Origin of the sequence: Luteolibacter sp. AS25 (assembly GCF_046736275.1) — a bacterium.
Taxonomy (GTDB): Bacteria; Verrucomicrobiota; Verrucomicrobiia; order Verrucomicrobiales; family Akkermansiaceae; genus Luteolibacter.
Genome location: NZ_CP151837.1, coordinates 1702372 through 1714844 on the forward strand (window position 1 = coordinate 1702372; position 12473 = coordinate 1714844).

Annotated in this window: 8 protein-coding genes; all 8 read right to left on the bottom strand. The window is 51.3% G+C overall.

The window, feature by feature from the left end:
* Positions 1 to 358: 358 nt before the first annotated feature.
* Positions 359 to 3424 carry a fused MFS/spermidine synthase gene (locus AAGA79_RS07795; protein ID WP_411825230.1) on the bottom strand — a complete coding sequence of 1022 codons (3066 nt, stop codon included), beginning with the start codon at positions 3422 to 3424 and terminating at the stop codon, positions 359 to 361.
* Positions 3425 to 3856: 432 nt separating this feature from the next.
* A complete protein-coding gene (locus tag AAGA79_RS07800) occupies positions 3857 to 4576 on the bottom strand; it encodes a PEP-CTERM sorting domain-containing protein (protein WP_411825231.1) in 720 nt (239 codons plus the stop codon).
* Between the two features lie 404 nt (positions 4577 to 4980).
* Positions 4981 to 6477 (bottom strand): sulfatase family protein, encoded by a 1497-nt coding sequence (locus AAGA79_RS07805; protein ID WP_411825232.1) that lies wholly within the window; start codon positions 6475 to 6477, stop codon positions 4981 to 4983.
* Positions 6478 to 6495: 18 nt separating this feature from the next.
* Positions 6496 to 7881 (bottom strand): alpha-L-fucosidase, encoded by a 1386-nt coding sequence (locus AAGA79_RS07810; RefSeq protein ID WP_411825233.1) that lies wholly within the window; start codon positions 7879 to 7881, stop codon positions 6496 to 6498.
* Positions 7882 to 7982: 101 nt separating this feature from the next.
* Positions 7983 to 10013, bottom strand: coding sequence for a serine/threonine-protein kinase (locus tag AAGA79_RS07815; RefSeq protein ID WP_411825234.1), 2031 nt, complete (start codon positions 10011 to 10013; stop codon positions 7983 to 7985).
* Positions 10013 to 10603, bottom strand: coding sequence for an RNA polymerase sigma factor (locus AAGA79_RS07820; protein ID WP_411825235.1), 591 nt, complete (start codon positions 10601 to 10603; stop codon positions 10013 to 10015). Before AAGA79_RS07820 ends, AAGA79_RS07815 begins: the two co-directional genes overlap by 1 nt.
* 225 nt (positions 10604 to 10828) lie before the next feature.
* Positions 10829 to 11443 (bottom strand): PEP-CTERM sorting domain-containing protein, encoded by a 615-nt coding sequence (locus tag AAGA79_RS07825; protein ID WP_411825236.1) that lies wholly within the window; start codon positions 11441 to 11443, stop codon positions 10829 to 10831.
* A gap of 182 nt (positions 11444 to 11625) precedes the next feature.
* The gene (locus AAGA79_RS07830; RefSeq protein ID WP_411825237.1) at positions 11626 to 12267 is read right to left on the bottom strand and encodes a PEP-CTERM sorting domain-containing protein; all 642 of its coding nucleotides are present in this window, start codon (positions 12265 to 12267) and stop codon (positions 11626 to 11628) included.
* Between the last annotated feature and the right edge of the window lie 206 nt (positions 12268 to 12473).

Genomic DNA, 12473 nt, shown 5'->3' on the forward strand with positions numbered 1-12473 from the left:
GTATTTTTTATCGACCTACCCCCCGGCACTCGGGGGACTCAGTAATATACCACCAGTATTCTCTGAATTTTTCAGAGGACGAAATGTTTCGCCAAGATTGGCATATCGTAGAGCTGTCTCGGAGCGTTGTCCGACATCGGCTTCTTTGTCCAGCGACCTGAACCTTTGGTTAGCAGCAGTTTTCACTTTCCTTACCCGTAGGAGAATTGTCCGCCTGCGGAATGGTGGATAACCCCGTTGGGCGTGGACTCGAGGGCTCTCCCTTTCAGAGAGGGAGCAAAACTCACGCTATCTTCACCGGCACTCAATCCACATTGACGGTAAATGGATGGAAACTGGGAAATTATGCCAATCCGTATCATTGATCCGAATCTCGCGGCTTCATATCGTTGTTAAAAAAAGTTGAGAGTTTCAATAAAAGATTCTTTCTATCAAGTTCGTAGGGACGCGTTGCGAGAGGCCTTTTCAATAACTTGAAAATTCGTTTCTGTTGGTCTGGTTCGAGAGTCTCCGTGAACCGATTCAGTGTTCCATATAATATCCACGCAATTTCGGGGAACGTCCATTTCTCATCTTGCAAGGTTTTGACAGCAATTATCAGTTCTTCCGTCGCTTGGGCCTGTCGATTTCGCCAAAAATTGTTAAGTGCGTTTAAAATGGCAGCGCTGCCCGGTAATTCCTTGCGTATCTGGTCAATAGTGGCCGAAGCGTCCGCGGGCTGGCTAGCAGTAGAGCAGGCCATGAGGAACGCGCCTCGAAGCGACCGCGGAGTTCCTACCCAGTTTTGCCTAAATCCAGAAATGTTACCTCTGAAAAATTGAGTCAATGCCTCGTTCATCCAGTCGGGTGCTTGTGAATTCGTAAATTGAATAGATGTATTGAAGCCCATAACCGTCTGCTCCTCTACGAAAAGTTCGCGGTCGAGTTGGCCCAGGTCGAAACGGCTTTCATCGAGAGAGGTGCGTAACTGGCGGTTTAGTTCCAAGACAGTAGTGTCATCTGTTTGCAACGCGGATCTGGCGGCTCTGAATTCGAGAACATTTCGATCGTCGGTATTCACAACGCCAATATCATGAGTAAGTTCATTCATCATTGCTGTGTCGGCCAAAAACCTCGCGAAGACCCCTTCGACACTTTGCGTCATAAAGCCACGAACCAAACCCCTTTCTACCGCGTGCCGACCAATGCGATTGCGGACGGAGTCGATACTGTAGTCGAACTCGGAGGAACAACCGATCAGGAGAAAATCTCCGGGCATGGTTGTCCAGAGTTCCACATTGGGAAAGACGGCCTGCAATGTATTGGCAGCAATCAGTATCGATTTCGCATCAATGGAATAGCCTTGTATCCACTGAACGAAAAAACCTTTCGGATTGATTCGCTTAGCACACTGGCGGTAAAATCCCTCGGTATAAAAGTCGCAGGTTCCAGCACGAAACAAGTTGGAAGGCTCGGAGATAATCACATCGTAGGAGTCACCGCAGGTAGCGAGAGTTTCCCTTGCATCCCCCACGATCACACGAACCTTGGGATTCTCTAAATAGTTGAGATTGGCGTCTGAAAACGCCGTCTGAGCCTCGACCACGGCGGGTTCAATCTCAAGAACATCGACCCGTTCGGTCGTCGGCAGGTCCGCTATCCAACCTGCGGAAACCCCCGTCCCCATCCCGATCACCGCAGCGGTTTTCACCTCATCCGCGTGCAACAGCACAGGGAGAATCGACAAACCAATCAGAGTTGCAGTATCTCCGTGGATTGAGCTTTCAGAAATGCTATTGGTGAAGATCGCAGGACTGTTGGTAGAAACCACGGCGACAGAAGCTTCACGACCATCCCAGCTACCGTCCACCGACGCCTCATACTCGGCAAAAGTCCTCAAACTTTCGTCAAGACTAGTTGGAATTGATCCACTACGCCCTAAACCGATTCCCGAGTATAGCCAGTATGCACCCGGGCCCTTCGCGAGAAATAAGCCCGCAAACAAAGTAAGAAAAACTCCGGTAGTTACGAAAACGGGAATGCGGCACCCAATAAAACGAGACTGCGCCTCTGATCTACGCGACAACCACGCAAAGGCAATGGCTAGACCACTGCACAGAACTCCGCAGATCAGCCAGGTGCGCAACGCTCCGATTAGGGGAATAAGGACGAATCCCCCCAAAATGGAGCCGGCGATCGCGCCCAGTGTGTTCCAAGCGTAAGCCCGGCCGATTTGCCTACCAACCCCGGTTCCCCCTTGCCCGAGGAAAGAGAGGATCATCGGAAACTGGATTCCTGCCAAAACCGAGGGCAATAACACAAGGAGACTCGTGACGAGAAACCAAAGTACTATAGAATATTCAAACGGCCCATTACCCACTACAGCTACGCCAATCGCGACAAACAACGCTAACCAGTCTCCCGCCAAATAAGGGACGAAGACAGTGAGGCATTGGAGAAAACAGAAAATTGCAAACATGCCCGGGCGTTGTCCTATCCATCGACCATATTTGCTGTAAACAATCCCGCCGATTGCCATTCCCAGCAACGCCACTACCAGGACCATCCCGAGCGAATAAACTGATCCCCCGGTGAGAGGCGTTAGAACACGGTACCAGACAAGCTCGAGCACAAAGAAGATAAAGCCTGTGGACAACGCTGCCCCGTAACACCAAGGCGGTGAAACTGGCAGCATAGTAGCCGCCCTTATCGGGTTTGCCAGAGGAGGTTTTAGGTCAGTTGAAGTCTTTGATTGCTGCTTGACCAATTCTGAGACCGACCGGGATCGAGCCAGCACTAGGGCCCAGCAAGCTATCCCCATATTCAAGCCTGCGGCAAACCACAGCGATCCCTTGCTCCCAAAGGACTCCATCATCCAGAATGTTGATAGAATCACTCCCGTGACCGCACCGAATATATTGATCCCATAGAACCATCCAGCCCTCCTTCGTTCTCTATCGGCGTCATCCTGGATGTATTTGACGGCCGCTGGCAACGTTCCTCCCATAAGAAAACAAGGCAGTCCGATTACAACGATAGTCATCCCGATTCGCAAAAGAGTTGCCACTGGATAGCCAAGACTGCTTTCTCCTCCTGTAGTAAAGTATGTGGAACGTACCCACACTAACAGAATGGGCGTTATCGCTGCACTCAGACTGATCCCGATCTCCGTAAACGCGTAGAATTTCAGCGGATTCCTGGTAACCTCCACGCGGCGGCCCAAGACCGCACCTCCTAGCCCCAGTCCTCCCATGAAAACTGCAAGCACCGCAGACATCGCTCCCGTCGTCCCTCCGAATATAACACGAAATTCGCGAATCCAGATGACCTGATACAAAAGCGAGCAAACCCCCGAAATAAAGAGGACCGTAGAAAGCAATCTAAACCAAGGCCGAGGGGTTACCTGGTTGGTCGTAGAGATCGAGTTCGTAATTTCAGCTTCCATTATTCGGCGATCCTAAAGAGGGGCATGAGAGATTTCTATGGGAAATTGTTTATTCCTAGGCATTTCAAGGTTCGACTCACTCCAGCAATACAATGAAAGTCCCTCCCTAAAAGTAGGAGACAGGCAACAAACTACCGGCATAATGACCAAATTCCTCACAACTGTGGTGTCCTTGGTGAAACTGCCACTGAAAATGTTTCAGCAGATCCGCTACTGGCTCGGATCGAATCTTTTTTGCTAGTTTTCTAGGCTTTCAGGTGGACTAGTAACGAGTGTTTAGAATCACGTAGTCACCTACAGGTGACTACCGGGGCGAGAAGGATCGGCAGAAATATGAACGTATTTAGTCAAAAAATGCTGAGTTCAACCCCAAAAAAATGGGACATGGTCAATCAACCATGTCCCACAAATAAAATTTGAAGATGATTCTTGTTAGATACGGCGGCGGCGCATCAACAAACCTGCAAATCCGAATCCAACGAGCGCAAAAGCGCTGGGCTCAGGTATGAAGTTGACCTGTAAACCGGTGATAGAGAATCTGTTTTTAGAGTTGGCACCGCTAGCCTGAATGAACAAGTCAGTCGCTGGTGTAGAGAAATTAGATAGTGATTCGATACTGTAAGCTCCGTTGGCAGTCGAATTGGCGGCATTGGTAGCATTGTTGAAACTGACGCTTTGTGTATCTACACCGAAGCTGCCAAATGAAATATTTGCATTATCCTGACCATCGGGCCCCGCTCCAGCGGTGAAACCAGTGAAAGTAAGTGAGTTCGTGATTTCTGCCTCGGTATAAGTTGTACCCATCACGAAATTGCTCACAGTAAGACTGGTGAACGAGATCCCTTGGCTGGTATCGCCTTCGATTGTTCCCGTTCGTGCATTGGTATCGCTTCCTCCACCAACGCCTAATGAGTCACCAGCAGATTCGATAAAGAGAGCAGTAGTAGCTGGATCGGGATCGCTTGGATTCCCAGTCAATCCAAGTGTGTAAGTAACGTCAAAAGTACCTCCATCAGTATTAGTAATGCTCGTGACCACTGTTTCGCCACCATTATATGTGCCCGAAAGAGGAAGATTAAGGAAAGTATATGCAGCTTGCGTGGAGCCAGCCATAAGCGCACAGAATCCGAGGGTAGTAAATGTGTTTTTCATGATTTTGGGGTTCATTTATGCAGAGGAAAAAATAAATTTTTCCCGCAGTCCGCGTTGAATTTACCAAGCTTTTTTGGACTTGTATACCCATATTTGGAGAAAGTCGGAAAATTGAGGCCACTTCACGGATTCCTCCTCCATGACATGCCACTCCCGTCCGTAGCGCATACTCAATCCGGCTAATAGCGTGATTGACAGAGCCGCCCACGAATAAGTGATTTCCAGTATTTTGGTGGATCGAATTGCGTTCTAATTAGCGATTAGATTGACTCTTCGTTTGGAATTTTTACCCAGAATCCGTGCACCCATCTTCCAGCATGGGAAAGTAGTATCGATGCCTGATCTAATTACAAAGGGATCAGAAAGCAGCCGCGAGAAGCGGCTGCCTTGCATCACTTTCCAAATTACTTTTTGAAGCCTTTCGAAAAATTCACTTTTGTGTCATTGCTGACTTTCGGACCCGCGGTGCTACGACCATTCTCCACATCGGATTCGAGTTGTGAGAGTAATCTCTGTACGATCTCGGGATGAGACTTGTAGAGATTCTTCATTTCTCCGGGATCTGTCTCCATGTCGTAGAGCTGTCCCGGAGAATTGTCCGACATCGGCTCCTTTGTCCAGCCGCCGGACCCTTTGGTGAGCAGCAGTTTCCACTTCCCTTCCCTGTAGGCAAATTGCCCGCCTACGGAATGGTGGATTACTCCCTTGCGCGTGGATTCGATCGCTCCTCCTTTCAAGGCCGGAGCAAAACTCACGCTATCTTCACCGGCAGTTTCCGGTAAATCGGCACCTGCAAGTTCGGCACTTGTCGCCATCAGGTCGGTCAGACAAATTAGTTCACTACTGATGCTCCCTGCCTTAATACCTGCAGGCCAGCGCACGATAAATGGCACCCGGTGTCCACCGTCCCAGAGATCCGATTTGGAGCCGCGGTATTGTGCATTGGGGAAATGGCCCTGCTTCTTCAACGCAGGGATATCCGCCACCTTTGAACAACCATTGTCACTGGTAACAATAATGATCGTATTTTCCGCAAGTCCGGCGGCATCGACCGCATCCACGATCACGCCGATGACTGAATCGGTATTCATTACGAAATCCCCATAGTCACCCAACTTGCTTTTTCCCTGCCACTCCCCGGTGGGGATGATAGGTGCGTGAGGTGATGTGAGGGCCACATACATGAAAAAGGGCTGATCCTCTTTCTGCTTTCCGATGTATTCCGCGGATTTGTTCCCTATCTCCGGGAGAACATCAATTGCTTCGAAATCCGCGTGAGCCGGACCCGGGCGGTGAAATGCCTTGATTGTCGTGCACTCACCAATGAAGCGATCGTTCTCGATCCAGATATATGGCGGCATATCCAGCGAAGCCGCAGTGCCATACCAATAGTCGAACCCCAAATCGAACGGCCCGCCGGTAATGCGTGCACCCCAGTCTACTCCATCTACCTTCGCAGCCTTCCCGGATGTTGGTTTGCCGCCGGGTGTCTCCAGGCCGAGACCAAGATGCCATTTCCCGATCATAGCCGTATTATATCCCTGCTTCTTCAAAAGCGCAGGAACGGTCAGACGATCGGGCTGGATCAGTGGCTGATCGAAGCCAAACAGGACGCCGCTTTGCTTTTTGCTGCGCCAGTTGTAGCGACCGGTAAGGACACCATAACGGGTGGGTGTGCAGACAGAGGAATTCGAATGCGCATCGGTAAATACCATCCCATCCGCTGCAAGCTGATCCATCTTCGGCGTGGCAATCTTTCCCTGCTCGGGATTCAACGCCTGCACATCCCCGTAGCCGAGGTCATCGGCCAGGATATAGATGATATTCGGCCTCTCCGCGGCGTTTAGCGCGCCCGCACAGCAGGCAAACGCGAGGAGAAGCTGTTTCGGAAATAATTGCATAAGCTTGGTCTGATTCGCTTAGTTTCTGTCGTGCTTTACGCCAGTGCTTTTGGACCAGAGATACTCGCCTTTTCCTTTGGGATCCGCTTTTACCTCATCGTATTCGAGGACGATTACCGTATCCATGGCATCCGGAGCCTCGGCAGGCACCTTAACCTTGGTGACGTGGTCCCCGGCATTGTAATCTACCTCCAGTTCCTTCTGCTCTCCGTCGGCCAGGAAATACGCCTTGCTAGGAGCTCCCATCAGGCCGTTGAACTCGATGCTTTCCGGATTCCACTTCATCACGTGCAGGTAGACTTTTTTGTCCTTCTGCGTCATCGCTCCCCATGGGAAATCGAAATCCACCGGTGAATAGGTCGTGCCGTAGATCGAGTCTCCATTCACTTCCATCCATGCGCCCGTCTCCTTCAGTCTTTCCACCTCTTCCGGTGAAAATGTGCCTTCTGGAGTAGGTGCCACATTGAGCAGGAAATTAACCCCGCGCGCCGAGCTCAGGACCATCCGTTCTAGGATGTCCTTTGTGCTCTTCCAGTTATCGTCATCCTGATCATAGCCCCAGTTGTGGCGCATGGTCATGCATGTTTCGTTGTCACCTTCCATCCGCTTCGAAGCGATCGTTCGATCCGGAAGGGATTCGAAGTCTGCATATTTTTGATCCTTCTGCGGCACCTTGCGGCTGTATAGACGACTGCAAATGACCGTATTTGGCTGCAGTTCACGCACCCGTGCACCCTGCTCATCGGCCTCCTTCAGGTCACTGCCTCCGACGTCGAACCAGAGCACAGCCATATCGCCGTAGTTGGTCAGTAGCTCATCGAGATTTTTCTTCACCAGTTCCAGATACTCCGAATTGGACATCGTCCCAGTGTGCCTCTTGCCCTGTCCACGATGATACCAGTCCTTGAACTGCGAATAATAAACGCCGAATTTCATATCCTGCTTCGCACATTCGTCGGCAAGTTCCTTGATGATATCGCGCTTGAAAGGCGTGGCATCCATCACGTTGTAATCCGTCGCATCAGTATCGAATAGACAGAATCCGTCATGATGCTTGGAGGTGATCACGATATATTTCATGCCCGCTGCCTTTGCGGTTGAGACCCACTTCTCCGCGTCGAACTCGGTCGGATTGAACTGGGGGGCGAGGGTTTCCCTGTATTCCTTGCCGGGGATTTTCGCGCTGTTCATCAGCCACTCGGCACTGGCGCCACCGGCTTCCTTGCCATAATCCTCACCCTTCCATTCGCCGCCGGGGATGGAGTAGAGACCCCAGTGGATAAACATGCCGTAGCGCGCATCACGCCACCATTCCATATGCGAGTCATCGGCTTTCTGTGAAAATGCTGTCAGCGGTGTTAACGCCAGCAGCGCCAGGGATAGGATTGAGGTTCTCTTTTTCATCGTTGTGTTATTTGGGTTTCGGAATCGTGTATACGTTGATTCGCACGAAAACATTCGATTGGGACACCAAAGACACTTTTTTATATCCCGCGCAATAACGCCTATTCCGCGTCGGCGAAACGGATTTCGAACGGCTGGGTCGTATGGATTACCTTCCGCAATTTCTCCTCGGGAATCTGTCCACGCCGCAGAATGATCTCTTTCAACCGTGGTAACTCCAGCGTGCCCCTTACCTCCACCCTCCTGCAGCTGCTGAGGTCCAGCGATTCGATAGGCAGTGCATTGAGGTCGCTCAGCTCGAACCGACGGGAAAGATCCAGTTTCAGGAACCGGAAGGAAAGAAAGCGCAGCCAACTATCACCGTATTGTCCGTTCAGCCTCACTACCTGGTCTGCCCATAGAGTGACCATCGAGCGCTCCGGATCGAATGACAATCTCAGGTGTTCCGGGCCTCCTGAACGGTATTGGAGATATGCCTCCACCACGGAATCATAACCCTCGCGATCACCTCTGGTAGCCACATCATAGGCAACAACCCGCTCGAAGTAAAAGCCTAGCCGGCTCTCGATCTCCCTGCCCCGTGAAAATAACTCGGTAAGCTGCGCGATAGACGGGCGTTTCTCGCTCGAAAAATCAAATTCTGGAAATTCCTCGGCAATCCGGCTGAATCTCCGGTAGGCGAAAACTGTGCGCACTTCAGGAGGACGCTCCAAGGCCGCCTTATAATTTAATTCCACGCAATCTGTCGCGAAATTCTGTGCGTGGGCATCCAGCGAATCGGGATCCTGCTGAAGAGCTGTATCTATGATCTCGCGTGTCTGTTCGATGGTCGATACAGGACGCTCGTAGATTGCAAGGTTCCTCAACTGCCGTGCAGAGGCAGCCAGAGAAATCGCAAGTTTTCTCCGCGCATCCAGTGCCCGCTCCATATAAGTTGAATATTCGAAGTCCAGCGCCTCTACCTCGGATGATAGCTGCTCTGCCCGCCCCCTTTCCACCTCGGTCGCCAGCTTTTGTCGTGTAATGTGCTGCACGAAAAACAAACTTGTCACCCCGATCACCACCAGTGCCATCGCCAGAATCCCCACTGGAAGCCGGTTCCGTGCGACGAACAACCTCGCCTCACGGAAAAAACCGGGCCGCTCCGCGTGAGTCGAAAATCCATCAAGATAACTTTCGATTTCCTCGTGAAGGTGCTCGACGGATTCATAACGTTCCTCCGGATTTCTGGCTGTAGCCTTCATTACCACCGCCTCCAGGCCCTCCGGGATGTTCCGCTCCGGATACTCCAGCCTCGGCGCTGGAACCACGTCCTTCTCTGTTTTCAAAAGAACTTCCGCCTGATCTCCCTTGAACGGCGGATAACCGGTTAGAATGCAGTGAAGAATACACCCCAGCGCATAAATATCTGTCTGGTGATCCTTTCTTGAGCCCGCGATCACCTGCTCCGGTGCCATGTAACCCGGGCTTCCCTTGATCTGGCCCATTAGCGTCATATCACCCCAGATATGCGTAAGAGGCTCAGCACCCTCCCGCTCGAACTCCGCCTCTTCCTGGATTTTCCCCAGGCCCCAGTCGCACACCAATACCTCACCGAAATCGTCCACCTGGATATTATCCGGCTTCAGATCAAGATGAAGCACCCCACGGGAGTGCGCGTAGGCAACCGCATCACAGACTTTCCCGAAGACCTGCAACTGATGGTGCAACTCATCCCTACCCACTCTTTCCGTCAGATCGGCCAGGGTGGTATTGCTCTTCAGATCCATCGTGAAGAATGGTCGCCCATCATCCCAAATACCCATGTTGTAGATCTTGATGATGTTCGGATGACTCAGCGCAGCGACCAGACGTGCCTCACGTACGAATAGATCGTAGAAATCCGGCCCCCGATCTTCCCTCAGCTGCGCCATCGCCACCCATCGGTGAAGATGCTGATCATAAATCCTATAAACCTCCTTAAGCGCTCCTCGGCCGATCGGTGACTCATCGCGATATCGGACCCTCTCCTCAAGCATTTCCGAATACGCAGGGCAGAGCCCCTCCAGTCCGTGCAAATCCAGATCGTTCGCCTCGCTATACATCTGGCTCAGGCGCTTGTCCGGAACGTAATCGTCGGATTCCTCGGCCATTACGGTTCCAGTTCCTCGGTAATTGATCTCACCTCCAGTAGGAGCCGCTGCTTCACCCGCTTCCTCAGGGTATAAACCGAGGACACTGTCAGACCGGTGGCCTCGGCAATCTCAGCAGCAGAGCTGCCATCCAGACCCATTGCGAACGCGTCAATCGCCTGCCCCTTGAATACCTGACGCAACCGATCCATCGCCTGATTCGCGATGTATGTCGCCCATTCTTCCTCGATCCACTGCTCCACCTCCGCAGGCTGCGCCAGTCCTTCGATCGAGTCATCCTCCAGACCACAATCATTTGTTGGCCGGCTCTGCAGCTTTCTGAAATAGGAGAAAGCCGTATTGCGAATCACCGTTCCCAGCCAGTTGCGGAAGCTCGAACGGGAACGATCATAGTTTTTCAAACTTCGGGTCAAACCGATCAGCACCTGCTGCGTCACATCCTGCAAATCCCGGTCCGGCACTTTGAGCTCACGCAGGATGTATTTGATGAAACGTCCGTAATTCGCGAATAACCGATCCCATGCCTCATCGTCCCGTGTATCGCAAGCCCGGCTGATCAGGGAATAACTTGTGTTCGGATATTCGGGCATAAATTTCAGTCTACTGTTAGACGGTCACTTACCCCATTCAGACATTTGCCCCGTACATTTGCAAGCCGCTCAAAGCGATACCGGGTGAATCAGTCCCGCACTTTAATCTGTGCTAACTCCGCAAACTGAGTGGGTCATCGCAATAGAGTCCCACCACCCATAAAATAAAAAGCCCCGTCTAAGCTGAAAACTCGGACAGGGCTCGTTGAAATGTCGATCCAAAGCCTAGCGCTTGCGACGACCGACCAAAGCCAGTCCACCGATTCCCAGCAGTGCAAGGGATGAAGGTTCCGGTACGGTCGTAACAGTGAAATCAACGCTGAGCGCTCTAATTCCATTGTTCCCATTTCCCGACCATACCAATGCGTTAGAATCGCTGAAAACTAGTGGCGTAGTCGCAGTGACGGTTACACTGGTTGCCGAAGCAGCTAATGTATTTACACCATCAGTCACAGAATAGGCGCCATTTCCCGATTTGAAATAGGAGTTCAGCGCCCCTGACATCAAAACTGTTCCACCATAAGTTGCATCCACTGTGGTGAGCGCGATACCCGACAGCAGCATGTTGTATGTTCCACCCGCGGTTTTAAATGGATACAACGCACCATCATTGTTGAGGTCGGACGTTCCATTGGTGGAGGTGGTTACCAATTTATAGGTTAAAGTGTCAAAGATCCCATCTCCCGTGTAATCTCGTGTGGCATTCGTAAATGTCTGGACAAGGCTAAGACCGGTTGTATCGGGCGTTCCCGAGTTTGCCTCGATGACCTGACTGAAGGTTGTGACAGCAGCGTTTGAAGCTGCCGCACTCAGTAAAAGCATTACGCTAATTTTTTTCATTTAATTTGGGTAGCGCCCTTGATGGAGGGGCAACAGTTATCTTCGCCTATCCAAACGGTTTGAATACTCCCCAAACAGGGGGTGAAGCCCCTTTTTTCTAGTTCTGTAAGTCTTGCTGAAAACTCACAAAAAAGCCCCTCCGGATCGAAACCGAGAGGAGCTTGGAAATAGTATGGCTGCCGTTAGCTGCAACGCTTTCTGCGGAAAAGAAGGCCAGCAAAACCAAGACCGAGAAGAGCTGTGGAGGACGGCTCAGGGATCACAGTAGTAATAGTACCGCTGAGGATAAGGTCGTCATAATCTACGCGAGAAGGGGGGTTCCCTCCATCACGCGCACCCCACCCCACGAGTAGTGAATCACCATTTTGAAGTTCGGTATAATTAGAAGTATTTTGATCGAAAACAAAAACGTCGGTGCTCCCTGTATTAACTACTGGATCCACTCCGGCTGAAGCTTGTTCTCCAGCAGCATACGCAGTTATTCGGAAACTGTTGAGGCCTCCAGTTTGTGCTGTAGTGAGAGTGATCGAGTCCAAAGTGAGCCTCTCATTGCCAACGAGACCAGAAACAGTATAGAGAAAGAGGGCTTGTTGTGCCGGGGTGTCGGTACTAGTACCAAACCCTGCAGATGTATTGAAAACAGTACCGGTAACAGCGTCAGCTTCGTATTGAGCGCCAAGTTGTAGGTCGCTCGAGGTGCCGAAGTCCTGGGTAGTGGCGGCGAGAGAGCCTCCGGTGAAATCGAAGGTGGCAAGTGTGACCGCATGTGCTGCGCCTGCCAGTAACGTGCAGGCACTTAAGGTGAAGAGAAGTGTTTTTTTCATATTTTTCAGTGTTTTTTCGCCGCAGGGACACGGGAATTACGGCGAATCTGTAAGATATTCTACATCAATCCACCTTGGTGTCTACCCTTCAAACAAGGGTAGAGAATAAGGTCATCCAGCTAGGGATGCAGAGCTGGGTGCGGTAACCATCGCTTGCCATCGCTCTCATTTGTTTCATCGGCAGGGACTTCCTGTTGGTTTAGTTC